Source organism: Microbacterium sp. bgisy189 (assembly GCF_965345345.1).
Lineage (GTDB): Bacteria > Actinomycetota > Actinomycetes > Actinomycetales > Microbacteriaceae > Microbacterium.
The window spans coordinates 23,478-48,656 of sequence record NZ_CBDRMZ010000001.1 but is presented as its reverse complement, the minus strand read 5'-3'; the positions used below and the strand labels follow the sequence as shown (position 1 = coordinate 48,656).

Sequence of the window (25,179 nt, the reverse complement as noted above, 5' to 3'; positions counted from 1 at the left end):
GCGCCGCTGAACGCGATCAGCGGCCGGGCAGCTTGCTCCACACGCTCGTCACGGCGTGCTTCGCAGACGCCGCCGCACGCCCGACGAGGTCGGCGGCGTGGACAGCCGAGTCGGGCAGCGATGCGACCACGGCATCCGTCTCGCCCTCGTCGATCAGGAACGGCACCAGCCAGTCGTCCACGGCATCCAGCGGCGCCGGCGACAGGCTGTAGTACCGGTGCTGGCCCTCCTCACGCACCGAGACGAGATCCGAATCCCGCAGCACCTTCAAGTGCTTCGACACGGTGGGCTGGCTGACCCCGAGCGAGCTGACGATCTGCGAGACGCTCGTGCCGTTCTGACCGCCCTGACGACGGGCAAGCAGCAGTTGCAGAATGTCCCGACGGGTACCGTCGGCGATCACGTCGAAGATGTCCGCCATGCCCATAGGTTAGCCGTGCCCGGTGCGGAGTACCATGACAACGGCCTGGCCGACAGGCGACGGCGACGAGAGGGGCGCGGATGACGGACGACTCCGTCCTCGCACGCGCGCGGCGCAGGGTCGTCGACATCTCCCACATCGTGCTCGCCGGGGCCCGCGATCTGGCGATGGCCTCCCCCTCGCGATTCGCGGTGCTCGTCTTCGTCACCCTCATTCTGGTCTTCACTGCCCTGCTGTCGTTGCCCGCGGCAGCGGCCGACGGACGACGCACCCCCCTGGCCGATGCCGTGTTCACCGCCGTGTCGACCATCTGCGTCACCGGACTCACGACCGTCAACATGGGGACGCACTGGTCACCACTCGGCCACGTCATCATCTACGTCGGGGTGAACGTCGGCGCGATGGGCGTGCTCACCCTTGCGTCGATCCTCGGCCTGGTGATCTCCAAGCGGTTGGGCCTGCGAGCGAAGCTCATCGCCGCGGGCGACACGAACCCGCTTCGCGCGCACGGTGGCCCGGTGAACGAGGGCCAGACCGTGCGGCTCGGTGAAGTCGGCCAGCTGCTGCGAACGGTCGCGCTGTCGACGCTGGTGATCGAGGCGGTCATCGCCGTCATGCTGTACCCGACGATGCTCGCCAGCGGCATCGCACCGCTCACGGCACTGTGGGAGGCGCCGTACTACGCGGCGATGGCGTTCACCAACACGGGCTTCACCCCGAACCCCGAGGGGCTCGAGCCGTTCGCGACGAACTACATCTTCTTGTCGATCCTCATGGTCGCCGTTTTCCTCGGCTCGATCGGCTTCCCCGTCATCTACACGCTCTGGCGGCACCAGTGGCGCTACCGGCTCTGGTCGCTGCACGCGAAGCTCACCATCATCACGACCGTCGTGCTGTTCTTCGCGGGAGCGATCGCCTTCCTCGCGCTCGAGTTCGACAACCCCGGGACATTCGGCTCGATGGATGCGTGGGACACGTTCTTCCAGTCCTTCTTCTTGTCGGCGATGACCCGGTCCGGGGGCTTCTCCGTCGTCGACATCTCCGAACTGCACGGCTCCTCACTCGTCGTGGGATCGATGCTGATGTTCGTGGGCGGCGGCTCCGCGTCGACCGCCGGCGGCATCAAGGTGACCACCCTCGCGATCCTCGCCCTCGCCGTCTGGTCGGAGGCCAAGGGACGCCAGTCGGTGCAGGCCTTCGGTCGACGCATCCCCTCCGACGTGCAGCGCGTCGCGCTGTCGGTCGTGGCGTGGGGCGCGACGATCGTCGCCCTGTCGACGATCATCATCGCCCAGATCACGAAGGCACCCATCGCCAACGTGCTGTTCGACGTCATCTCGGGATTCGGCACGGTCGGTCTGTCGACCGGGCTCACCGCGCAGCTGCCGGACCCCGCCGTGTACGTGCTGGCGTTGACCATGCTGATGGGCCGCGTTGGTACAGTGACTCTCGCCGCGGCGGTCGCCGCGACGAGCCGTTCGCAGCTGTATTCGCTGCCCGTCGAGAGGCCGATCGTTGGTTGAGCAGATCCGGGGCGACGCTCCCGTCCTCGTCATCGGCCTCGGTCGCTTCGGAGCCGCCTGCGCCGGCGAGCTCGATCGCCTCGACCGCGAGGTGCTCGCGATCGACGAGAGCCTCGATCTCGTACAGAAGTGGTCGGAGCGCGTCACCCACACCGTGCAGGCCGATGCCCGCAGCTTCGAGGCGCTCAAGCAGGTCGGCGCAGCAGACTTCCAGGTGGCCGTCGTCGCCGTCGGCTCCTCGATCGAGGCGTCGGTCCTCATCACCGCCAACCTGGTCGACCTCAAGGTGCCGCAGATCTGGGCGAAGGCGGTCTCGCAGTCGCACGGCAAGATCCTCGCCCGCGTCGGCGCGAACCACGTCATCTACCCCGAGCGCGAGGCCGGCGAGCGCGTCGCGCACCTCGTGAGCGGGCGGATGCTCGACTTCATCCGCTTCGACGACGACTTCGTGCTCGCGAAGATGTACCCGCCGCGGTTCATCCGCGGCGTCGGTCTGAACGAGTCGGGCGTGCGCACGAAGTACAACGTGACGGTCGTGGGTGTGAAGAGCCCCGGCAAGCCGTTCCGGTACGCCGAGGCGAACACGGTCGTCACCAACCACGACCTCATCATCGTCTCGGGCACCAACAGCGACATCGAACGCTTCGCTGGCCTCGACCGCTGAGCGGCGCGGAGGGCGCGGCCCCGGCATCCCACGCCGGCGTTTCGACTCAGCGCGCAGCTGGGCGAACGCCTCAACGCGCGCAAGTCCCCGCGTTCGTTGCGCCCTGGCGGGTGTGCGTCAGGCGCCGCGGGCGAGCTCGCGCGAACGGGCGAGGGCCGCGTCGGTCGCCGCGGCGAAGACCTCGTCGAGATGCGCGTCGTGCAACACGGCGATGGCGCGCTCGGTCGTGCCCCTGGGGCTCGTGACGCGGCGGCGCAGCTCGGCCGGATCCTCACCCGAAGCCTCCAGCAGTGCCGTCGCGCCGATGAAGGTCTGCTGCACCATGAGGCGCGCCTGCTCGTGGCTGAACCCCTTGCCGACGGCGGCCCGGGTGAGTTCCTCGATGAGCAGGAAGACATACGCCGGCCCAGATCCTGAGATGGTGCCCAGCGGGTCGATCTGCTCCTCCGGCACCTCGACGACCGCGCCGCACGTCTCGAAGACGGCGCGGACGAGCGCCATGACCTCGGCATCCGCATGTGTGCCCGCGGCGATCCCGGTGACGGCCTTGCCGACGACGGCCGGCGTGTTCGGCATGGACCGCACCACCGCGACACCCGCGGGCAGCACCGACTCGATCGTCGCGATCGTGACACCGGCCGCGAGGCTCACGACGACGGCGTCCGCTCGCAGGTCTCCGGCGATCTCGCGGAGCAGGTCCGGCACCATCGCGGGCTTGACGCCCACGAGCACGATACGGGCATCGCGCACCGCGGCACGGTTGCCGTTGGGCTCATCCTCGAGGGCGACCGAGTGCACGCCATCGAGACCGGCGAGCGTGTTCGCCTTCTCGCGCGTGCGATTCGTCACGACGACGGGGCCCGCAACGCCCGAAGCGACCAGGCCCTGGAGGATCGCACCGCCCATCGAACCGGCACCGAGGATGGCAAGAGCGGGAAGCGATTCGGTCATGCCCCCATCCTGTCACCCGAGGAGAACCTGAGAGTCGGTTCAGTTCGCTCAGGCTGCGGCGATATCATCGGGAGCACGGCGTGAGGACGCGCCGACGCACGCACCCGGAGGCACCCGCACATGACCCTCTTCGACGGAATCACCGCACGACTGGTCGAGACCGACCGACTCGGCGTGAACATCCTCGAGCGCGATCACGACGACCCGGCGACACCCGCCGACCGAACCGTCGTGCTGATCCACGGCAATGTGTCGTCGTCGCTGTTCTGGCAGGAGCTTATGGAGGACCTGCCGAGCGACCTTCGCGTCATCGCGATCGACCTGCGCGGGTTCGGCGGCAGCGAGCACCTCCCCGTCGACGCCACCCGCGGACTTCGCGACTTCAGCGACGACGTGCACGCGACCCTCACCACCCTGGGCATCGACGGCCCGCACCTGGTCGGCTGGTCGATGGGCGGCGGCGTCGCCATGCAGTACGCGATCGACCACCCGGTGCGTTCGCTCACGCTGCAGGCACCTGTGTCGCCCTACGGATTCGGCGGCACTCGACGTGACGGCAGCCGCCTCACCAACGACGACGCGGGCTGCGGCGGAGGCGGCGCGAATCCGGACTTCGTCCAGCGCCTCACCGACGGCGACACCAGCGCCGATGCGCCCACCTCACCCCGCTCGGTGCTGCGGTCGAGCTACGTCAATCCCGACTACGCGACCGAGCACGAGGACGTTTGGGTCGCGTCGATGCTCACCACCTCGACGGCCGAGGGCAACTACCCCGGCGACAGTGCGGCCAGCGAGCACTGGCCCGGCTTCGCGGCGGGCACCCGCGGCGTGTTGAACACGATGGCGCCCCGCTACTTCAACGCGTCGTCGATCGTCGATCTCGACCCGAAGCCTCCGGTGCTGTGGGTACGCGGCACGGCCGACGCGATCGTGTCGGATGCCTCGTTCTTCGATCTGAACCACCTCGGCGCGCTCGGCGTGATCCCGGGCTGGCCGGGCGAGGAGGTCGCACCGGCGCAGCCGATGATCTCGCAGACCCGCGATGTGCTCGACACGTACCGCGAGCGCGGCGGCGACGTGACCGAACTCGTCATGGAGGGCGTGGGGCACTCCCCGCACCTCGAGCGCCCCGCCGAGTTCCGGCGTGCGCTGCTGACCCGCATCGGCTACATCGGTCTCGCGCAGCACCCGGCGCCGCCGACCGAGGCGATCATCATCAGTTCGTCGGACTGACGCGGGTTCTCTCCGGTCGCCCGCGAGGAGCGCAGCGACGAGACGAAACGGCTCAGTGGTGCGCCGCTGCCGGCGATTCGCCGCCCTCGGTGAAGCTGGGACGCTTGCCGATGAGCTTGCCGATGAGCAGCACGACGCCGACGACCAGCAGCCCGAGCGCGAGTCCGGCGATCTCGGAGACGAGCGTGTCGCCGAGCCAGGCGACGAAGCCGCCGAGCGGTTCGAGCGCGTGTTCGATGGCGTGGATGAAGTCGCCGACCGGCGCGACCCCGACCTCGGCGAGGTTGTGTAGCACGAGGTGACCGCCGACCCAGAGCATCGCGACGGTGCCGACGACGCTGATCACGCGGAACACGGCAGGCATCGATCGGACGATACGCGCGCCGGTGTGACGCACCTTCGCCTCTCGGCTCTTGGCCATCTTCAGACCGATGTCGTCGATCTTCACGAGCAGGGCGACCGCGCCGTAGACGACGCCCGTCATCGCGAGGCCGATGACCGCGAGGACCGCGAGGGTCATCCAGATGCTCATGTCCTCGTCGAGGCTCGCGAGCGAGATGAGCATGATCTCGGTCGAGAGGATGAGGTCGGTGCGGACGGCACCGAGCACGAGCTTGCGCTCATCGCGGGCGCCCTCTTCGTGGCCGTGCGCGAACCCGAACCACTCCAGTACCTTCTCGGCGCCCTCGAAGCACAGGTAGGTGCCGCCGATGAGGAGCAGGAACGGCAGGATCCACGGAGCAAACGCCGTGAGCAGCAGTGCGATCGGAATGATGATCACGAACTTGTTCACGAGTGAGCCGAGCGCGATCTTGCCCACGACCGGCAGCTCACGCGCCGGGGTGATGCCCTGTACGTACTGCGGCGTCACGGCGGCGTCGTCGATGACGACGCCCGCGGTCTTGGCCGACGCTTTCATCGCCGCGCTGAGCACGTCGTCGACGACAGCGAGCAGTCCGACCGACATGGGGCCTCCTGGAGTGGGAACGGGATGCGAGAGTCCGCGGTGTCAGCGTACCGGCAGCCGCTCCGGCATCCGCTGATCGCGCCCGGTCAGGGGCGGCGGCGCGCGTCGAAGAAGGCCCGCAGGCGGGCGGATGCTTCGGCGTCGCGCACCCCGCCGACGACCTCGGCGCGGTGCGGCAGGCGCCGGTCGCGCAGCACGTCGTAGACAGATCCGGCCGCCCCTGCCTTGGCATCCCATGCCCCGAACACGACCCGATCGATGCGGGACTGCAGGATCGCTCCGGCGCACATGAGGCACGGTTCGAGTGTCACGATCAACGTGCAGTGCTCGAGGTTCCAGCCGTTGCCGGCGGATGCCGCGGCGCGCAGCGCGATGAGCTCGGCGTGCGCGAGCGGGTCGCCGTCGCGCTCCCGGAGGTTGCGACCTTCGCCGATGATGTTGCCCGCGAGGTCGGTGACGACGGCGCCGACCGGGATGTCGCCGTGCGCGGCGGCCTCGTCGGCGAGCTCGAGCGCGCGGGACATCGCGGCGACGTCGGTCTCGCGCGCGGGCAGGCTCACGCCCTCAGACTAGAGCAGGCGTTCGAGCCGCGCCCGGGTAGCCTTGACGCATGCGCGTGCACGTGGCCGACCACCCCCTCATCACCCACAAGCTCTCCGTCCTGCGTGACGAGGCGACCCCGTCGCCGGTGTTCCGTCAGCTGACCGAAGAGCTCGTGACCCTGCTGGCCTATGAGGCGACTCGCTCCGTGCGGGTGGAGCAGGTCGAGATCCAGACGCCGGTCACCACGACGATGGGCGTGAAGATCAGCGAGCCGCGACCGATCGTGGTGCCGATCCTGCGTGCCGGTCTCGGGATGCTCGAGGGCATGGTCAAGCTGCTGCCGACTGCCGAGGTGGGCTTCCTCGGCATGGCGCGCAACGAGGAGACCTTCGAGCCGACGACCTACGCCGAGCGACTGCCCGATGACCTCAGTGATCGGCAGTGCTTCGTGCTCGACCCGATGCTCGCGACCGGCGGTTCGCTGGGCGCGGCGATCGACTTCCTGTTCACGCGGGGCGCGCAGGACGTCACCGCCATCTGCATCCTCGCCGCCCCCGAGGGCGTCGCCGCGATCGAACGCCAGGTCGGCGACCACGATGTGACCCTCGTGCTGGGCGCCGTCGACGAGCGCCTCAACGAGAAGGGCTACATCGTGCCCGGCCTCGGCGACGCCGGCGACCGCCTCTACGGCACCGTCTGACGAAACTCGGCCCGCCGCGCATCCGGGCGTGACCGTCAGGCTGCGCCGACAAGGCGGGCGAAGGCGCTGAGGCGCACCACGCCGTCGGGCGTGCGGGGCAGGTCGTCGAGCAGGCCGGTGCCGTAGACGACGTAGGCAGTGTGCTTCGCGCGTGACACTGCGACGTTGAGCCGGTTCTGCAGCAGCAGGAACTCCAGCCCGCGAGGCGCGTCGCGACCCGAGGATGCCGCGAGCGACACGATCGACACCGCCGCCTCCTGCCCCTGGAACCGGTCGACCGTGCCGACGGCCACCTCGCCGAATCCCGCGGCGACCAGCGCCTCCTCCACGAGGAGCTGCTGCGCGTTGTAGGGCGTGACGACGATGATGTCGGACGCGGTCAGCGGTCTGGCATCCCCGTCGCCCGGATGCCAGGCACGACCGACGAGGCCCCGGACCAACTCGACGACCTGGGCCGCCTCTTCGGGCGACTGCGTGGCGTTGCCGGTGTGTGCGAGGGGCACCGTGACGATGCCCGCCGGGACGCCTTCGAGCACCCGATCACTCGTCGACGGGTACGCCGCGAGTCGTCCTTCATAGGACAGTTGCGAGACAGCTTCGGCGACCTCGGGACGCATGCGCCGGGTCTGCGCGAGGAAGTACCCGCGGTCGGCGTCGATCACCGATGCGCCGTCCATCACCCAGCCGAGCGCCGACGTGTCGACCGGCTCCGGGTGCGTGCCCTGCGAGACCTGCGGCAGCTGCTGCGGATCGCCGAGCAGCAGCAGACGGGGAGCGGCGACCGACACGGCGATGGTGGAGGCGAGCGAGAACTGGCCTGCCTCGTCGATGACGAGCAGGTCGAGTCCGCCGCGCGCGATGCGCCCCGGGTGACTGAAGTCCCAAGCGGTACCGCCGACGACGAACCCGGCCGACTGCGACCCGATGTACTCGGCCATGCCGTTCTTCGCGATCGGCGTGAACGACGGGTCTGCCGCGTCGCCGGTGGCCGACGACTTCGGCGCCTTGGCGACCTGCGCGCGCGGGACACCGGCATCCACGATCCGATCGAGCATGTGCTCGACGACGGCATGCGACTGCGCGACCACGCCGACGCGGAAGCCGCGTTCGGCGACGAGCCGCGCCACGACGTGCGAGCCGACGTAGGTCTTGCCCGTGCCGGGAGGCCCCTGCACGGCCAGGTAGCTGCGGTCGAGGGCGGCGAGGGATGCGGCGATGTCAGCGACGTCGTCTTCGCCGCCGCGCACGAGACCACCCGGCAGTCGGGGCGCACGGCGCAACAGCAGATCGGTCGCGGGGTCTTCGGGCAAGCCCGGGTCCGCAGCGATCACACCGTCGGCCCACTCGTCGATCGCCGCCTGCTGCGAACCGGCCTTCGGTGGCGCGGCCGGGGTGAGTGCGACGGGCAGCTCTTGCCACGTGAACCCCTGCACGGCGTACTCCTCGACGACGACACCGTCTTCGAGGACATCGACCACCTTGACCGTGCGTGGCACGTGGATCATGCGCGGATGCGGGGTCGCCGGGAACGGCGCAGGAATCTCGTACAGGGCGAACGGCTCCGCGCCATCGGAGAGCCGGGTGCCGGGCGCGAGCTGTCCGCGCAGCTCGACGACACGACGGTCGACCCTCGCGCCCTCGGGCCGATGCCAGTCGGTGAGGATGCGGCAGCGATCGCGATCGATGACGACGACGTCGCGGGTGTCTTCCCAGATCGACACGGGCTCACGCAGGCGCAAGAAGTGCGACGCCCAGAACGTCTTCGCCTCGCGGGGGTAGTAGTCGATCGCCGCCGAGCCGAGCCGGAGCGCCTGCGCCGAGATCTCGTCGTCGGTGGCCGTGGCGCGGCGGGCGAGGGTCTCGGCACGCACCGACGGCTCGTACGCGCCTTCCGGTGACTCGGGGTCGATCGAGGGCCGCAGGCCGGTCTCGCGGGCGCGCTCGACGAGCCAGTCCCGCAGTCGCCTCGTCGAGACGCAGTCGTAGCGGTTGTAGTCGGCGAGGTCATCGAGGATCGCGGCGCCGGCTGCCTCGTCGCCCGCCTCGAGCAGCGCCCGGGCCTCGACGTACTTCACGATCGAGTCGTCGCCGCGCTGCACGTCGCTCGTGCGCACGTCCTCGCCCATGTACAGCGGCTCGAGCTTCTTGATCGAATACGACCGCGACCCGACCCGCAGCGCGCGCCGCACGATCGGATACAGGTCCACGAAGACGCCGTCGGCGAGCAGCCGGTCGACCTCGGCTTCGCGCACACCGTGCCGCGCGGCCATCGCCAGCAGATGCGACGGCTCGTACGGCGCGTAGTGGTAGATGTGCATGCCGGGCTGCTCGCGGCGGCGCAGCGCGACGAGGTCGAGGAATCGTTCGAGCGCCTCGCGCTCCTCGGCGAACGAGTGCGCCCACAATGCCGAGTACGTGTCGCGGGTGTCGACCCAGCCGAAGAGGTAGTCGATCCCCCACTGCGTCGCCGGCCCCTCGGTGTACAGCGGGTCGCCTTCGAAGTCGAAGAAGATGTCGCCGTGGTCGGGGCGCGGCAGGGCGGCGATCGCCTGCGGCAGCACGACGTCGAAGGTCGGCACCGGGACCGGTTCGCCCTCGACGGCGGGCAGGACCCCACCAGCCGGGCTGTCGAGCTGCAGCCGGGCCTGCGTGCGGAGCCCGGCGAACGTGTCCCACGACATGCGCTCTGGCGCCTCGCGCGCGGCCGCGAGGTCGTCGACCGTGTGGATGCCGGCGGCCCGCATCCGCTCGCGCTGCACCGGCCGCATCCCCGCGACGAGCAGCAGATCGCGCTGCGCGACGACGTCGAGGTCGCATGTCGCGCATCGGCCGCACGCCATCACCCGCAGTGCGCCCCGCGCATCACCCCACGCGATCGGCGTGCCCGCGGAACCTGCGGACACATCACGGTCGGCGATGAGGGCGAGCAGGCGGGCGCGGCGCAGCCCGAACACCGGCAGCAGGTCACGCACCTCGTGGGTCGAGGTCGTGCCGTCTCCCAGGAGCAGTTCGACGCGGTCAGATCGGGGCACCCCGAGGCGGTCGAGCTGCGCGACGTATGCCGCGAGCTGCATGAGCGCCGTGACGCGGGCGTGACGGGCGAGTTTGGTGTCCTGCACGACCCACCGCTCCTGCTCGTCGCGCACGAGGAAGTCGGCGAACCCAACGAAGTCGTCGGTCGAGAACGCCGCCTGGAAGATGACGCGGGCATCCGACGCGAGCGCGTCGTTGGTCGCGGCGACGGCGGCCGCCAGTCCTTCGACGTCGGACGATCGGGTGTCGGGGATGACCACCACCCCGCCGCGGTGCGCCTGCTGGTAGGCCGCCAGCACCCTCAGCTCGTGCTGCGTGCCGAGCCGCCCGGCGCGCTCGAGCGTGAGGTCTTCGGGGTCGTCCACCGCGGGCACGCGCCCGAGCTTCGCGTCGATGGCGCGCAGCCAGGCGTACTCGCACTCGGCGGCGGCCTTCAGATCGCTCGCGCTCCAGACGATCCGGCCTTCGTCTTCGATGTATCGCATGGGTCCCTTCCCGCAACGACCCTAGCCGCGGGGTGCGACACCACCGGATCCGACCCGGGCAGACGGTCGCGACAGTGCCAGACTGGTGCCATGAGCCTGCCTTTCGACAGCGCATACCGGCACGGATTCGCGCGCGTGGCCGCCTGCACGATCCCGGTGGCGATCGCCGATCCCGACGCCAACGCGGATGCCGTGCTCGCATCGGCGCGTGAGTGCCACGACGAGGGCGTCGCCGTCGCGGTCTTCCCCGAGCTGTGCCTGTCGGGGTACGCGATCGACGACCTCGTGCTGCAGGACGTGCTGCTCGATGGCGTTCTCGCGGCCCTGGAGCGGATCGTCGAAGCATCCGTCGACCTCACCCCGGTGCTCGTCGTGGGCGCGCCGCTGCGAGTGCGCAACCGCCTCTACAACTGCGCCGTCGTCATCCATGCCGGCACCGTCATGGGCGTCGTGCCGAAGACGTACCTGCCGACGTATCGCGAGTTCTACGAGCGTCGCTGGTACGCCTCGGGCCCCGCCTTCGACGACAGCGTCGAGATCGCCGGCGTCGAGACGATGTTCGGCAGCAACCTGCTGTTCCGCGCGAGCGACCTGCCCGGGCTCGTGCTCGCGGTGGAGATCTGCGAAGACGTGTGGGTGCCGGTGCCACCGTCCTCGCGTGCCGCGCTGGCCGGGGCGACCGTCATCGTGAACCTCTCCGGCAGCCCCATCACGATCGCCCGCGCCGAAGACCGCCGCGCGCTCGTGCAGTCGCAGTCGCTGCGGTGCCTCGCCGCCTACGCGTATGCCGCTGCCGGCCAGGGCGAGTCGACCAACGACGTCTCCTGGGACGGTCAGACCATGATCTACGAGGGCGGCGCGCTGCTCGCCGAGACCGAGCGCTTCCCCGACGGTCCGCGCCGGTCGGTCGCCGACGTCGACCTCGACCGGCTGCGGCAGGACCGCATCCGCCAGGGCACTTTCGACGACAACCGGCTCAACGAGCTCGGCTCGACCGAACAGGTCGACGATTACGTCACCTACGAGTTCACGCTCGACCCGCCGCCATCCGACATCGGGCTGCGCCGGCCGCTCGACCGCTTTCCGTTCGTGCCCGACGACCCGGCACGACTCGACCAGGACTGCTACGAGGCGTTCAACATCCAGGTGTCGGGGCTCGAGCAGCGCATGCGCGCGATCGGCTCCCCCAAGCCCGTCATCGGCGTCTCGGGCGGACTCGACTCCACCCACGCGCTGCTGGTCGTCGCGCGGGCGATGGACCGGATGGGCAGGCCGCGCAGCGACATCCTCGCGTACACGATGCCGGGGTTCGCGACCAGCGACCACACCCGATCGAACGCGGTGGCGCTGGCCGAAGCGATCGGCGCGAGCATCGAGACGATCGACATCCGCCCCACCGCGACGCAGATCCTCGAGGGCATCGGACATCCGTTCGCGGGCGGTGAGCCGGTCTACGACGTCACCTTCGAGAACGTGCAGGCGGGCGTGCGCACCGACTTCCTGTTCCGGCTCGCGAATCAGCACGGCGGATTCGTGATCGGCACGTCCGACCTGTCCGAGCTCGCCCTCGGCTGGGCGACGTACGGCGTCGGCGACCACATGAGCCACTACGCGGTCAACGCGGGCGTGCCGAAGACGCTCATCCAGCACGTCATCCGCTGGGTCATCGCGCACAGCACCGACGACGAGTCGGGCACGTCGCTGACGGATGCCGCGAAGGACGTGCTGCAGTCGGTGCTCGACACCGAGATCAGCCCCGAACTCGTGCCCGCCGGCCAGGACGGCAAGGTGCAGTCCACCGAAGACACGATCGGCCCGTACGCGCTGCATGACTTCGCGCTCGCGCTCGCGCTGCGCCACGGCGCGCGGCCGTCGAAGATCGTCTTCCTCGCCGAGCACGCGTGGCGCGACCCTGCCGCCGGCGCCTGGCCGCCCGGGTTCCCCGAGTCCGACCGCTACGGCTACGACCGGGCCGAGATCGTCAAGTGGCTGCAGGTGTTCCTGAAGCGCTTCTTCGGGTTCGCGCAGTTCAAGCGCTCGGCGATCCCGAACGGGCCAAAGGTCTCCCCCATCGGATCGCTCTCGCCCCGCGGCGACTGGCGCGCCCCCTCCGACGGCAACGCCGAGGCCTGGCTCGCCGAGCTCCGCACCGCGCTGCCGGAACTCGCTGACCCGGCCTGACCTCGGCATCCACCCCCTCGCGTGCACAACTGCGGGGATCGTCGCCGACACGCCGAAGCGCGCCGGCAACACGCCGCAAGACGCCAGAAATCCCCGCAGTTGTGCACTGCGGGGGATCTCTGCGCCGGAGGTCAGGGACGCTGGCCGCCGCCACCGCCCATGCCACCGCCACCGCCCATCATCTGGCTCGTCAATTCGGTGACCTCGGAGCCGTTGACGATGAGGGTGCCGCCGGACAGAGTGCCGGTGCCGTCGAAGTCAGTGGCCGACTGCGCCGTGATGTCGATCGTGCCGCCGGTGATCGTGATGTCGCCGTTGCTGTCGATCGCGTCGGTGTCACCCGACCCCATGACGATCGTGATGTCGCCGCCGTTGATGGTGACGTTCAGGCCGCTCGTGACGATGGCGGATGCCGCGGCGTTGATGCCGTCGTCGGAGGCGTTGATCGAGATCGTGCCGTCGTCGATGACGATGACGGGCGCCTCGATGCCTTCGACCGACGAGACCACGTCGATCGTGCCGCCGGTGATCGTCACCTGCTGCTCGGCCTTGACCGCGTCGTCACCGGACGTGACCGTGATGTCGCCGCCCGAGATGACGAGCTGGCCCTCGCCGGCATCGGTGTCGTTGGTCGACTTGAGGCCGTCGCCCTCGGCATCCACCGTGATGGTGCCGCCGCTGACGGTCAGCGAGTCGGTGCCGCGGATGCCATCGTCGACGCTCGTCACGGTGATCGTGCCCGACTCGATCCACAGGTCGTCCTTGCCGACGATGCCGTCGGCGAAGTTCGCCGTCACGGTCAGTTCGCCGGTACCCGTGATGAGCAGGTCGTCTGCGGAGTAGATGGCGCCGTCGATCTCTTCGTCGGAGCGGGTGGCGGCGTCGGAGATCGAGTTGGTCGTGCCGTCGGCGAGCTCGATGACGGTGTTCTCTGCGCTGTCGACCTGGATGGCGGCGCCGTCGGCGCTGTCGAGCGTGACGCCGTTCAGGATGATGCGCACGTTGCCGTCGGTGTTGACGACGATCTGCCCGGTGGTCGAGCCGCTCAGCACGTAAGTACCGGGCTCGGTGATCGTGAGGCCTTCGTCGGTGAGCTCGACCTCGGTCGACGGCAACGCGCTCCAGTCGATGTCGCCGCTCGTGCTGCCGGTGTCGGTCGAGGTCGACGTCGAGGTGTCGGTCGTTGTCGTCGTGCTGGACGAGGCGGACTTGTCAGTGGTGGTCACGTCGGTGCTGAGGGTTGCAGCGCAGCCGGTGACCAGCAGCACAGAAGCGGCGAGCGCGGCGGCGGTGAGGGTGAGTCGTCTCATGATCGGGGTCCTTCGTGGTGGCGGATTTCCAGTGCACCGCGGACCCCTATGCGCCTCCTATGCGCGGTCTATGCTCCCCGCACGAGTTCTTGATCGCCTGCTGTTCACGCGGCGGGCAGGATGCCGGACGCCACCGTGATCACCCACCCGTCGCGCGACGCGTCGGTGAGGGCGTATCGCATCGATCGGTCCGGAATCCACCCGGTGCGCCGCCCCATGTCGAGCAGCACGTGGTCGGGCGCGACGCGCGGCCGTCGGCCTCGAGCACCGCCTGCACGCGCGTCCAGTGGCGCAGCAGGTCATCGAGGTCGTTCTCGTCGAACAGGTGCGAGTGCTTGCGCATGCGGTGCAACTCGGCAGGCTCGGGGTCGCGGTCACGGATGTCGATGCCCAGCGGGTGCCCTGGGTCGCAGATCGCGACGACGGTCGCAGCCCGAAAGCTCGCCGTGACGATCGCCAACGGCAGTTCCGCCCCGCCACGGGACGCGATGAGCCGCGTGTGGTATCCGAAGCCGCGAGGCTCTTCGCGCTCGATCTTCACCTCGGTGGTCTCGCACCCGAGACGATCGGCGATGAGTTCTTTGGCGATGAGGCGTCGGCGGTCGTGCACCGTCGTCGCAGGATCCCACCCGAGCCGCGCAGTGACGTGCTCGGGAGTGTCGAGAAGCACCGTGTTCAGCATGTCGCCCTCCGTGTCGTCCGTCTTCCCATCATGGCGCAGTGCGGGCCCGCCGTGGAGGGGTTCGGCGCGGACGGGTGCGGTCGGCGAGGATGGAACGGTGACCCCTCGCGCAACCGTGGTCGGCAGCGGCCCGAACGGGCTCGTCGCGGCCGTCTCGCTCGCGCGCGCCGGGTACGACGTGCGGGTGCTCGAGGCGGCTTCACGGCCGGGTGGCGGCATCCGCAGCGAGGCGATCACGGTCGACGGGTTCGTGCACGATCTGGCCTCGGCAGTGCATCCGCTGGCAGCCACCTCCGCGTGGTTCCGGGCGTTCGGCCTCGCCGACCGCATCGAGTGGCTCGTACCCGAGGCGTCGTACGCTCATCCGCTCGAAGACGGGCCTGCCGCCGTGGCGTGGCGCGATCTCGATCGCACGACGGACGAGCTCGGCGAAGACGGACGGGCGTGGCGGTGGATGCTGGAACCGCTGGCGGCCGATCTCGACAGCGTGCTGGCCGTGACCGGCGGATCGATCCTATCGGCACCGCGGCACCCACGTGCCCTCGCCCGGCTGGGCGTGCGCGTCGCCGCGACAGGGCTTGCCGGACCGCCGTTGCGCACAGTGCACGCGAGGGCGCTGTGGGCGGGTGTCGTCGCACACGCCCCCGCGCGCCAGCCGTCGCTCGCGGGCGCGGCGACGGGTCTGCTGCTGGCGGCGCACGCCCACACGGCGACAGGGTGGCCCGTGCCGCGGGGCGGCGCAGGGTCGATCGCCGACGCACTGCTGGCCGACCTGCGCGCACACGGCGGGGTCGTTGAGACTGGTGTCACGGTGCGCGATCTCGCGCAGCTGGACCGCGGAGATCCGGCGGCCGGTGATGTGCTGCTGCTCGCCGGGGCGCCGCGGCTGGCCGCGACCCTCCCCGGCGTGCCGGCCGCGTACGCGCGCGCGGTGCGCGGCTACCGCTACGGCCCCGCAGTGGCGAAAGTCGACCTCGCACTCAGCGAGCCGGTGCCGTGGCGCGACCCTCGGGTGTCGTCGAGCCCGACGGTGCACCTGGGCGGCACGTCGGCGCAGATCGCCGCCGCGGAACGCGCCGTCCTCAACGGGCGTCTCGCCCGCGACCCGTATCTGCTGCTGGTGCAGCCGTCCGTCGTCGACGACACGCGTGCACCCCAGGGCGGCGCCACGGTATGGGCCTACCTGCACGTGCCGCTGGGCAGCACGGTCGATCCGACAGACCTCGTGTTGCGCCGGATCGAGCGGTTCGCCCCCGGGGTGCGCGATCTGGTGGTCGGACGGCACGTCGCGCGAGCGGTTGACCTGGCCGCGTCGAATCCGGCGGCGATCGGCGGCGATGGCCTCGGCGGGTCGCTCTCGCTCACTCAGCTCGCCCGGCGCCCGGTGTGGTCGACGGCGCCGTGGCGCACCCCCGTGCCGGGCGTGTATCTCGCGTCTGCGGCGACCGCCCCCGGTCCCGGCGTACACGGAATGGCCGGGTGGCACGCCGCCCGCACCGTCCTGCACGATGCCGGTCGCCCGACGGGCCTGGGTGATCTGTTCGACCGCTCACGCCTGAGAGAATGAACCAGTGAAACTTCTCGTCGCCGCGCTGGACTCCGAAGTCGCCGCGTTCCCCGCATCCCTTCCCGGTTTCGATCGCCTCATCACCGGCCCCGGCAAACTGCGGGCCGCGTACGAACTGACCCGGGCGCTCGCCGGCGGCAACTACGACGAGATCGTCGTCGTCGGCACGGCCGGCGCGGTCGATGCGACGCTCCCCGACGAGGTGCACGACGTGACGGCCGCGATCCAGCACGATGTCACCGACCTCGACGGCATCGTCGGCCAGCACGTGTCGCTGCCGCCGCGGGTGACGACCGGCGCCGCGGGCGGTGTCACCATCGCGACCGGCGACAACTTCGTCGACGACGCTGCCGCCGTCGAGATCATCCGCACGCTCGGTGGGGCACTCGTCGACATGGAGACGTACGCCTACATCTGGGTGGCGCAGCAGTTTGACGTGCCGATCCGCGTGCTGAAGGCCGTCTCGGACAACGCGCAGGATGACGCGATCACCGACTGGCGGGCGGCCGTCGCCGCGTGCAGCGTGCGGCTGTACGCCCGGATGCGCGAACTGTACGGGGTCTGATCAGTCGCTGCGGCGCGCGAACATCGACCGCAGCGCGAAGAACACGACCGCGGCGATCACGACGACGAGGGCGACCTTCACGAGCAGGAACGCCAGCTTGAGGACGACGTCGAGCAGCACCCAGGCGATGACGACCGCCACGATGACGCCGACGATGGTCCACACGGAGCTCTTGGTCATGTCTCGAGCCTACCGATGCTGACCCCGCAGAACGCTGAAAAGCGAGGTCGCCCCGGCACCTGCCGGGGCGACCTCCTCCATCCCGTCCGGGGGGGGGTGACGCGGATGGTCAGTTCGACGCCGCCGAGGCGATCGAACCTGCCGACGCCGCACTGACCGGGCTGGCCGGGGATGCCGGTGACGCCGGAGACGCGGGGGTTGCCGGCGAGACGGGCGATGCGGGCGTCGCGGGCGAGACGGCGCTGACCGGCGATGCCGGGGTCGCCGCCGAGACCGGCGACGCGGCCGATGCCGGGCTGTGCTGCGTGACGGGCGAGACGACGCTCGCCGCCGTCCCCGGCGAACCGGGGGTCGCGGTGCTCGCCGCCGAGATCTGCGCCGGGGTCGGCGCGGTGACGACGGTCACCGACGTGTCGGTCACGCGCAGTTGCAGGGCCGGCTTGTCGAGTACCGAGCCGTCCTTGCCGGTGATGGCGCCGCCCGGGATGGTCTCACCGTCGGTCGTGCGCAGGTCCATGGTGGCGGCGGCGGCCGCAGCCCCGCCGGCGATGATGCCGAGGCCGACCACTCCGGTGACCCCGTAGGCGATCCACTTCTTGCTCATGTCAGCTCCTTGCCTGAATCCGCGATCCGGTGACCGCGTACCACCAGCCTGACGTCGCGGGCTAAGCCGCATCCAAGGCGTCGATGAGACGCCTCTTAGGCGTCGCCGCACTGTCGGCCCAGCGCAGCAACCGGTGCGCCCGCGCCCCGTCACCGGTCGACATGGCGCCGACGGCGTGACCGACGAGGTGGACTGCCGTGAGCACGGCGACACGGGGCGAATCGCCCCACCGCCGCGCCGCTTCGTGGGCGATTCCACGTGCACGCTCTGCCGGTCCGGCTGCCGAGGCGAGTGCGCTGGCGAGCGCGTGGGCGATGAACGCGGCGGAGTCGTCGCTCGGGTCGCCGGTACCCGCGGTATCGACGTCGATGAGCCCGCTCACCTGCCCGTCCGTATCGAGGAACAGCTGTCCGAGATGCAGGTCGCCGTGGATCGTGGCGGAGCCAGACTGTGCTTCGGCGCGGTCGACCGACGCTGCGACACGGCGGGCGACGACGGCGGCTTCGCGGTCCATGTCGCCGAGGGTCTGGGCGTACCAATCTGCGCGCGCGGCGAGCGACGTGCGTGCGGTGCCGGGCAACGCGACCCGTGCGAGGCCGGCGCGCAGGGCGTCGATCGCGTCGAGCAGGGCTGCGGGGTCGCCGTCGAGGTCGGTCGCCGGGGTTCCTGCGGCTGCCGACAGGACGAGCACGCCCAGGGGCGACCAGCCGAGCACCTCCGGCACCGGCATCCCGCCCGCCGTGAGGTGCCGATGCAGGTCGACGATGCGTTCGACGCGGCTCGGGCGGACGACCTTGACCCACGACGCCCCGGCCGTCGTCTCGACGCGCAGCACCGCACGCCGCCCCGGCCGGTAGCCGACCATCTCGGGCGCCCCCGCCGCCTCGATGCCGAGCCGAGCGAGCAGGATGCCGGCGGTCTCTCCGAACGCGACGGGCGCCAGGGCAGGCAGATGAGGGTCGGCAGGGTGGATCCAGATGCGCTCGCGTGCGCCTGCGTCGGCGACCCACCCCGTCTCTGCGGATACAGCGACCCCGGAGGTGTCGACGTAGGCGATCGTGTCGTCCGGGAGGGCGAAGCCCGTCACGGCGCCGTCGCCGAACGGTTCGCTGCTCAGCATCCGAGCCGTGTCGGGTTCGATATCGAGCGCGTCCGTCAGCAGGGCCGATGCGGGGTGGGGCATCCTCCGATTCCAGCACGTCGAGGCGCGCCGACCGATGAGACCTCTCTTAGTGTCCGGATCTGCCGGCGGCGCGGCCGGAATACTGAGTGCATGGACGAGCACGACGACGGGCGGCGATGGTGGCGCATGACCGTGCGCACCCGCATCGTGGCAGCCATCACCCTCGTCTCAGCGGTCGCCCTGCTCAGCGTCGGCATCTCGGCCTACCTGGTCGAGCGCTCACGCATCCTCGAGAGCATCGACGAGCGACTGGCCGCGAACCTGGAGTCGGCGCGACACATCGTCGAGGCCGGCGACGACGACCAGAACGGCGCCTGGACGAGCGCCGACGAGGCCCTTGCCGCCGTCGTGCAGCGGATGAGCCCCGATGACAGCACCGGCGCGCTCGGCATCGTGCGGGGTCAGCCGACGTTGGCCCCGCCCGTGCCCCTCGACGTCGACCTGCTGGAGGTGCCGGCGTTCGCGACCCATGCCGCCGAGGCCGCGTCGGCCGGCGAGCCTGTCGTGGGCACGTTCGCCGAAGGCGACGTCACGTGGCGGTTCCTCGCGGCGCCGATCGCCGTGTCGGGCGATGGTCCCGCCGAGGTCGTGTTCGCGATGGTCTACGACGTCGAGGGTGAGTTCGCCGAGATCAACGACGCGGCCAACGCCTACCTCATCTCGGCGGCGATCGCGCTGGTCGCGATCACCGCCGTCGCAACGATCGTCTCGACGCGGCTGCTGCGCCCGCTGCGCCGCATGCGAGAGACCGCCGACCGCATCACGGCACGGTCGTTGTCGGAGCGACTGCCGGTCGATGGTCGAGACGACGTGGCCGATCTGGCGGCGACGATGAACGCGATGCTCGACCGGCTGGATGCCGCACTCGACTCGCAGCGCGAACTGCTCAGCGACGTAGGACACGAGCTGAAGACTCCCATCACGGTCGTGCGGGGGCACCTCGAGGTGATGGATGCGCGCGATCGCGACGACGTCACCCAGACGCGCGAGCTGGCGGTCGACGAGCTCGAACGCATGGGCAAACTCGTCGACGATCTCTCTCGTGCTGCAGCCCTGCACGGCCCCGCCCCGATCGCGCCGCGCGAAGTGGATGCCGGAGACCTCGTGCGGGGCATCGTGCACAAGGCTGCGGCGATCGAGGGTGCCACCGTCGATGCGGTCGCGGTGGCAGATGTCGTTGCGTGGCTCGATCCCGACCGCATCACGCAGGCGATGCTGCAGCTGGCCCAGAACGCGGTGACGCACGGTGGTGGGCACGTGGCGATCGGCAGCGCGGTGGTCGACGACGCGCTGCATCTGCGGGTGCGCGACCACGGGCCCGGTGTTGCCGGTGCGGACCAGTCCATCGTCTTCGACCGGTTCCATCGCGGCGCCGCGGGCGGCAGCGGGTTGGGGTTGCACATCGTACAGGTGATCGCGCGGGCCCACGGCGGGGCGGCATCCGTCTCCGACGCGGTCGGCGGCGGTGCGATGTTCACGATCGTGTTGCCGGGTGCGGTTCGCGACGGTGGGTGGCGTGAGATCGACGGGGTGGTGGTGCCGCCGCGTCCACCGCTGCCGGTGACGGCTGGGGGCGCGTGAGTTGGCATCGATTCTGATCGCTGAAGATGAGGCGCGCATCGCGACCTTCGTCGAGAAGGGCCTGCGGGCGGCGGGCTTCGCGACGCGCGTCGCGCCGACGGGAACCGAGGCGCTGCATCTGGCGCAGAGCGACGAGTTCGATCTGCTCGTGCTCGACGTGAACCTTCCCGGCATCGACGGGTTCGCCGTGCTGGAGGCGTTGCGCGGCAGCGGTTCGCGGATGCCGGTGATCATGCTGACGGCGCGCGTCGAGCTGCACGACACGGTCGCGGGGCTCGAGGGCGGCGCCGATGACTACCTCGGCAAGCCGTTCCGTTTCGACGAACTGCTGGCCCGGATCCGGTTGCGCATGCGACGCGACGACGACACCGGGGCGGTGGTGACACTGCGGCACGGCGAGTTGGAGCTCGATGTGCGCACCCGGCGCGCGCGGGTCGGCACGCATTCGGTGGAGCTGTCTTCACGTGAATTCTCGTTGGCCGAGGAGTTCGTGCGCAATCCGGGGCAGGTGCTCAGCAGGGAGCAGCTGCTCAGTCGCGTGTGGGGGTACGATTTCGACCCGGGTTCGAACGTGGCTGACGTGTACGTCGGGTACCTGCGGCAGAAGCTCGGGGCCGGACTGATCGAAACCGTGCGCGGGGTCGGGTATCGCCTGGTCTGACGGCGCCGTCACCGCGCCGCGACGTCGTCCTGGTGGACGACGCTCGGACCCTCGGGGGTCGCCTCGACGGTGAGCTGCCCGGGGATCTGCTCCTTCATCGCTTCGACATGGCTGATGAGCCCGACGGTGCGCCCGCCGGTGCGCAGTTCGTCGAGCGTGTGCATCGCCAGTTCGAGGGTTTCGGGGTCGAGCGACCCGAACCCTTCGTCGATGAAGAGCGTATCGAGCCGGATGCCGCCGGCACGCGAGGTGACGACTTCGGCGAGACCGAGTGCGAGCGCGAGGGATGCGAGGAATGTCTCGCCGCCCGAGAGCGACTGCGGTGAGCGTCGGAGGCCGGTGTGGGCGTCGAGCACGTCGATGCCAAGTCCGGATGCGGCACCCCGCGCAGCACGTGCGTCGGAGTGGTGCAGGCTGTAGCGCCCTGACGACATGTCGGCGAGGCGCAGGTTCGCGGCGACGACGATCTCTTCGAGTTCGGCGGCGAGGACGAAGGTCTCGAGGTCCATCTTCTTGGTGTTCGGGGCACGCCCGGCGACGGTGTCGGCGAGCCGGGTGACGGCGGCGGCGTCGTCGGCAACAGCGGCCACTGCGGTGTGCGCGCCGTCGATCTGCTGGATGAGGTCTCGCAGACCCGACGCGAGATTCACGGCGTCGCGTTCTGCCGCGACCGCTTCGCTACGGTGCGCGTCGGCGGCCTCGTGCGCCGCCTCGGCAGCGACGACGTCGACGGCTGCAGGGTCGATGTCGACCGCTGCCAGTTCGAGGTCGAGCAGACGGGCCCGGGTGGCGGCGAGGTCGCCGTCGTAGGCCGCGAGGCGCTGGTCGAGTTCGTCGCGATCGGCCGGATCGCGCACTGCCGCCACGACCTGCTCCACGTCATCGAACGGCGATGCGGCGACCCGTTCGTCGCGCTCCGCCTCGGCCGTCTCGGCGGCGCGTCGGCGCTCACCGTGCTGCTCGTCGGCCCGCACGGCGGCGCGGGCGAGGTCGCGGAGCGATTCGGCTGCGGCGACGCGGGCGGCGACCGTTTCGAAGTCGCCGCGGGCTGCGTGCACCGCATCGCGCCGCGCGGCGACGGCGGCGTGCCGGCCGGCGTGGGCCTCTCGGGCCGCGGCGATCTGCAGCGTGAGCGCCTCTCTGGCGGTGTCGGCCGCCGCGGCGAGGTCGTCGAGTTCGGCGCGTTCGCCGGCGAGACGCTCGGCGTCGGCCGCCGCCGCGACGGCCCGGTCGACTGCTGCCGCAGCCGCGTCGCGGGCGGTCGCGAGTTCTTCGGGCTGTCGCCCACCCGCCGCAGCGGCTGCGGTGGCCGCGGCGCTTCGTGCTTCGCGCGCGGCGGCTTCGGCGGCGCGTTCGGCCTCTGCCGTACGGGTGCGCAGGGCCTCGGCGACGGCGATGTCGTCATCGGTGATCGGCGCACCGTGGTCGGCGGGTGCCGGGTGGGTGGTCGAGCCGCAGACGGCGCACGGGGTGCCGTCGACGAGCGCGGCGGCGAGTTCGCCCGCGTAGCCGTCGAGTCGGCGCCGCAGCAGGTCAGACAGCGCGGTTGCGGCCGCGGCCGCGACTTCGCTCGCGTCGGCGTAGGCGATGTCGGCCGCGCGTGCCGTGGTGGCAAGGCTTGCGGCCTGCTCGGCGGCGGTGTGCGCGTCGCGGAGTTCGCGCAGGTGCTGTTCGTGATGTTCGCGCGGTGCGGCGAGGTCGCGTGCGACGCGGAGCGCATCGTCGATCCGTTGCCGCTCGGCGGGGACGAGCGCGCCCTGCGCGAGCAGCTCGTCGCGTTCACCGGTCAGCCGGTCGATGTCTGCCGCCGCTGCCGCGAGCCCCGCTTCATCGGCGGGAAGCGCGAGTTCCTGTGCCAGGGCGGCCGACCAGACGGCGAGTTCGCCGGTGATCCGCTCGTCGGCGGCGCTCGCGGACTCATCGGGTGCGACCGCGCGCCATGCCGACGTGGCGCGTTCGCGTTCGCGTTCGGCCGCGGCGAGATCGTTGGCGGCGCGCTCGGCTGTCTCGATGGTGCCGCGGAGCACGTCGGCCGCACGCGCCGATTGGAGTGTCTTGCGGTCTTCCGCAATCTCGTCGGTGCGAGCGTCGAGCTGGGTCATCCGCTCCCGTGCGAGCGCGAGATCTGCCAGAGTCCGCGCCCGTGCGACATTGTCGGCGAGCGCCGCGGCTGCAGCAGTCGCCCGTTCGTCTGCGTCGCGACGGCCCTGCGCTGCGACTTCGGCGCGGTAGGCGGCACGACGTTCGGCTCGGGCGGCCGCCTCACGCCGTCCGGTCAGATCGTCGGGACGATCGGGATCGCCGTCGACGTTCAGATCGGCGGTGTCGATGCGCTGTTCGACGAGGTCGAGGAGGGTCGCAAGACGCTCCCCTGCCGTGTCGAGCGATCGCTGGGCCTCTCGGCGCCGCAGATCGAGGTCGTCCTTGTACTGCTCGAATCGGCGGGTGCCGAACAGGGTGCGCAGCAGTTGCTGCCGTTCGTTGTTGCCCGCGAGGAGGAACCGCGAGAACTTGTTCTGGGCGAGCAGGATGACCTGTTGGAACTGCTGCGCGTTGAGTCCGAGCACCTCATCGAGCAGGTGCGCCGCTTCGCGGGCGCGCGCGGCACAGCCGATCCAGGCACCCTCTACCAGCTCCTCAATCTCGACGTGCGCCGGTTCGACCGTCACACCGCCGCCCCGTTTGGCCGGCCGTTCGTAGTCGGGCGCACGCGTGACGCGCCAACGTGCCCCTCCGACGGTGAATTCGAGCCGCACTTCGGTCGGATCGTCGAGGTGGCAGTGGTCGCTTCGCAGTCGTCGGTCGCCGCCGTCGTAGCGGGGCACCGAGCCGTAGAGCGCGAAGCTCACACCGTCGAGGATGCTGGATTTTCCGGCGCCGGTGCGGCCGGTGATGAGGAACACGCCGTCGCCGTCGAAGGCGTCGAAGTCGACGACCTGCCGCTCACGGAACGGCCCGAACCCGGTCAGTTCGAGCCGGTGCAGCTTCACGCGTGCGCCTCGGCGAGCGCTTGCTCGTCGAGCAGGTCGCGCAACAGGTCGCTCTCGCGCTCGGTTGCACCCTCCCCGGCGCGCACATGCACGAGGAACGCCTCGATCAGTTCGCGATCGGTCTGCGCGGCCCGCACGCGCTGCACGTAGGTGCGGGCGTCATCGTGCTCCTGCTGTTCGGGCAGGTGCACGACCGACGCGCAGTGCGGAAAGCGAGCCTGCAGCCGGCGCAGCGGGTCGCGCTGCGGCAGGGTGTCGGTGTACTGTGCGCAGACCCACGCGGCTTCGTCGGCCGCGAACCGCTCGTCTGCGAGAAGGTCTTCGAGCGACGCGGTCAGCGTCACGAGTCGGCGCGGCACGGGAAGTTCGAGCCAGGTCGCCTCGCCGAAGCCTTGGGCGTCGATGTCGACGAGCCACGAGCCGCGCGGCTTGTCGCCCTCACCGAAGCTGTAGTGCAGCGGTGCACCGGCGTACCGGATGTGCGGCGCGAGCTGCTGCCTGCCGTGGATGTGGCCGAGCGCCATGTAGTCGACGCCGTCGAACGTCTGCAGCGGAACCACATCGAGGCCGCCCTGTTGGATGTCGCGCTCGAGGCTCGGCGTCGGAGCGACGCCGGCCGCGAAGCAGTGGGCGATCGCGACCGACCGGCCGCCCCGGGCCGCGAGGTCGGCGCGGACGAGGTCCATGGCGTGACCGAGCGCGGCGGCCTGCGTGCGCACGCCCGGCCACTGGTGGCGCACGAGCGCGGGCTCGAGATACGGAATGCCGTACACGTGCACGGGACCGTGCTCGTCGCTGAGGGTGATGGGGGTGCCCACCTGCTGGGTGTCGGTGAGGACGTGGATGCCGTCGCGCAGGAGTCCTGCCTGAAACCCGAGCCGAGCCGCGGAGTCGTGGTTGCCGCTCGTCACGACGACGGTCGCACCCGCGTCGCGGAACGCGGCGAGCGTGTCAGTGAGCAGCGGATAGCAGCCCGCAGAGGGGGTCGCCGAGTCGAAGACGTCGCCGGCGACGATCACGAGATCGACATCGTGGGTGCGCACCTGCTCGGTCAGCGCCTCGAGCACGCCGCGCAGCGCATCGAGCGTGGAGTGACCGTGGAAGGTCCGCCCGATGTGCCAGTCGGAGGTGTGCAGGATGCGCATGTCCTCACGG

Annotated in this window: 21 protein-coding genes; 9 read left to right on the top strand and 12 right to left on the bottom strand. The window is 70.6% G+C overall.

Annotated features, from left to right (window positions below):
• Positions 1 to 16: 16 nt before the first annotated feature.
• Positions 17 to 421, bottom strand: coding sequence for an ArsR/SmtB family transcription factor (locus ACSF8R_RS00245; protein ID WP_434809826.1), 405 nt, complete (start codon positions 419 to 421; stop codon positions 17 to 19).
• Between the two features lie 80 nt (positions 422 to 501).
• Between ACSF8R_RS00245 and ACSF8R_RS00240 the strand changes: the two genes are divergently transcribed.
• Both ACSF8R_RS00240 and ACSF8R_RS00235 read left to right on the top strand, forming a co-directional pair.
• A complete protein-coding gene (locus tag ACSF8R_RS00240) occupies positions 502 to 1,944 on the top strand; it encodes a TrkH family potassium uptake protein (protein ID WP_434809825.1) in 1,443 nt (480 codons plus the stop codon).
• On the top strand, positions 1,937 to 2,608 hold the full coding sequence (locus ACSF8R_RS00235) for a potassium channel family protein (protein ID WP_434809824.1): 672 nt from the start codon (positions 1,937 to 1,939) through the stop codon (positions 2,606 to 2,608). The genes ACSF8R_RS00240 and ACSF8R_RS00235 overlap by 8 nt, the downstream gene beginning before the upstream one ends.
• Positions 2,609 to 2,725: 117 nt before the next feature.
• Here ACSF8R_RS00235 and proC read toward each other — a convergent pair whose 3' ends face one another.
• Positions 2,726 to 3,559: a pyrroline-5-carboxylate reductase gene (gene proC, locus ACSF8R_RS00230; protein WP_434809823.1), complete on the bottom strand. Its 834-nt coding sequence runs from the start codon at positions 3,557 to 3,559 to the stop codon at positions 2,726 to 2,728.
• A 120-nt stretch (positions 3,560 to 3,679) separates the two neighbouring features.
• Between proC and ACSF8R_RS00225 the strand changes: the two genes are divergently transcribed.
• The gene (locus ACSF8R_RS00225) at positions 3,680 to 4,792 is read left to right on the top strand and encodes an alpha/beta fold hydrolase (protein ID WP_434809822.1); all 1,113 of its coding nucleotides are present in this window, start codon (positions 3,680 to 3,682) and stop codon (positions 4,790 to 4,792) included.
• 52 nt (positions 4,793 to 4,844) lie between these two features.
• Here ACSF8R_RS00225 and ACSF8R_RS00220 read toward each other — a convergent pair whose 3' ends face one another.
• Positions 4,845 to 5,759, bottom strand: a complete 915-nt coding sequence (locus ACSF8R_RS00220; protein ID WP_434809821.1) for a DUF808 domain-containing protein — start codon at positions 5,757 to 5,759, stop codon at positions 4,845 to 4,847.
• 86 nt (positions 5,760 to 5,845) lie between these two features.
• Positions 5,846 to 6,319, bottom strand: coding sequence for a nucleoside deaminase (locus tag ACSF8R_RS00215; protein WP_434809820.1), 474 nt, complete (start codon positions 6,317 to 6,319; stop codon positions 5,846 to 5,848).
• 50 nt (positions 6,320 to 6,369) lie between these two features.
• On the opposite strand from ACSF8R_RS00215, the gene upp reads away from it, so the two are divergent.
• Positions 6,370 to 7,002 carry a uracil phosphoribosyltransferase gene (gene upp / locus ACSF8R_RS00210; RefSeq protein ID WP_434809819.1) on the top strand — a complete coding sequence of 211 codons (633 nt, stop codon included), beginning with the start codon at positions 6,370 to 6,372 and terminating at the stop codon, positions 7,000 to 7,002.
• A 35-nt stretch (positions 7,003 to 7,037) separates the two neighbouring features.
• Here upp and ACSF8R_RS00205 read toward each other — a convergent pair whose 3' ends face one another.
• Positions 7,038 to 10,520, bottom strand: a complete 3,483-nt coding sequence (locus ACSF8R_RS00205) for a TM0106 family RecB-like putative nuclease (RefSeq protein ID WP_434809818.1) — start codon at positions 10,518 to 10,520, stop codon at positions 7,038 to 7,040.
• A gap of 90 nt (positions 10,521 to 10,610) precedes the next feature.
• On the opposite strand from ACSF8R_RS00205, the gene ACSF8R_RS00200 reads away from it, so the two are divergent.
• On the top strand, positions 10,611 to 12,701 hold the full coding sequence (locus ACSF8R_RS00200; protein WP_434809817.1) for an NAD(+) synthase: 2,091 nt from the start codon (positions 10,611 to 10,613) through the stop codon (positions 12,699 to 12,701).
• A gap of 131 nt (positions 12,702 to 12,832) precedes the next feature.
• Here the strand turns inward: ACSF8R_RS00200 and ACSF8R_RS00195 are convergent, their stop codons facing one another.
• Positions 12,833 to 14,011, bottom strand: coding sequence for a carbohydrate-binding domain-containing protein (locus ACSF8R_RS00195; RefSeq protein ID WP_434809816.1), 1,179 nt, complete (start codon positions 14,009 to 14,011; stop codon positions 12,833 to 12,835).
• Positions 14,012 to 14,150: 139 nt separating this feature from the next.
• Entirely contained in the window at positions 14,151 to 14,693 is a 543-nt protein-coding gene (locus ACSF8R_RS00190; protein WP_434809815.1) for a hypothetical protein, read from the bottom strand.
• A gap of 97 nt (positions 14,694 to 14,790) precedes the next feature.
• Here ACSF8R_RS00190 and ACSF8R_RS00185 point away from each other — a divergent pair, with 97 nt between their 5' ends.
• Positions 14,791 to 16,260, top strand: a complete 1,470-nt coding sequence (locus ACSF8R_RS00185; RefSeq protein ID WP_434809814.1) for a phytoene desaturase family protein — start codon at positions 14,791 to 14,793, stop codon at positions 16,258 to 16,260.
• A gap of 4 nt (positions 16,261 to 16,264) precedes the next feature.
• Positions 16,265 to 16,825 (top strand): nucleoside phosphorylase, encoded by a 561-nt coding sequence (locus tag ACSF8R_RS00180; RefSeq protein ID WP_434809813.1) that lies wholly within the window; start codon positions 16,265 to 16,267, stop codon positions 16,823 to 16,825.
• Here ACSF8R_RS00180 and ACSF8R_RS00175 read toward each other — a convergent pair whose 3' ends face one another.
• The 3 genes from ACSF8R_RS00175 to ACSF8R_RS00165 all read right to left on the bottom strand — a co-directional run bounded on the left by ACSF8R_RS00175 (position 16,826) and on the right by ACSF8R_RS00165 (position 18,792).
• A complete protein-coding gene (locus tag ACSF8R_RS00175; protein WP_434809812.1) occupies positions 16,826 to 17,005 on the bottom strand; it encodes a hypothetical protein in 180 nt (59 codons plus the stop codon). It abuts the gene before it with no gap.
• Between the two features lie 109 nt (positions 17,006 to 17,114).
• A complete protein-coding gene (locus ACSF8R_RS00170; RefSeq protein ID WP_434809811.1) occupies positions 17,115 to 17,609 on the bottom strand; it encodes a hypothetical protein in 495 nt (164 codons plus the stop codon).
• Positions 17,610 to 17,670: 61 nt separating this feature from the next.
• Complete coding sequence (locus tag ACSF8R_RS00165; RefSeq protein ID WP_434809810.1) at positions 17,671 to 18,792, bottom strand: phosphotransferase; 1,122 nt, start codon at positions 18,790 to 18,792, stop codon at positions 17,671 to 17,673.
• Between the two features lie 90 nt (positions 18,793 to 18,882).
• Between ACSF8R_RS00165 and ACSF8R_RS00160 the strand changes: the two genes are divergently transcribed.
• Together ACSF8R_RS00160 and ACSF8R_RS00155 are read left to right on the top strand one after the other, a co-directional pair.
• On the top strand, positions 18,883 to 20,373 hold the full coding sequence (locus tag ACSF8R_RS00160) for an ATP-binding protein (RefSeq protein ID WP_434809809.1): 1,491 nt from the start codon (positions 18,883 to 18,885) through the stop codon (positions 20,371 to 20,373).
• Between the two features lies 1 nt (position 20,374).
• Positions 20,375 to 21,034, top strand: coding sequence for a response regulator transcription factor (locus ACSF8R_RS00155; protein WP_434809808.1), 660 nt, complete (start codon positions 20,375 to 20,377; stop codon positions 21,032 to 21,034).
• An 8-nt stretch (positions 21,035 to 21,042) separates the two neighbouring features.
• Here the strand turns inward: ACSF8R_RS00155 and ACSF8R_RS00150 are convergent, their stop codons facing one another.
• Entirely contained in the window at positions 21,043 to 24,024 is a 2,982-nt protein-coding gene (locus ACSF8R_RS00150) for an AAA family ATPase (protein WP_434809807.1), read from the bottom strand.
• Positions 24,021 to 25,169 (bottom strand): exonuclease SbcCD subunit D, encoded by a 1,149-nt coding sequence (locus ACSF8R_RS00145; protein ID WP_434809806.1) that lies wholly within the window; start codon positions 25,167 to 25,169, stop codon positions 24,021 to 24,023. The genes ACSF8R_RS00150 and ACSF8R_RS00145 overlap by 4 nt, the downstream gene beginning before the upstream one ends.
• Positions 25,170 to 25,179 lie beyond the last annotated feature (10 nt).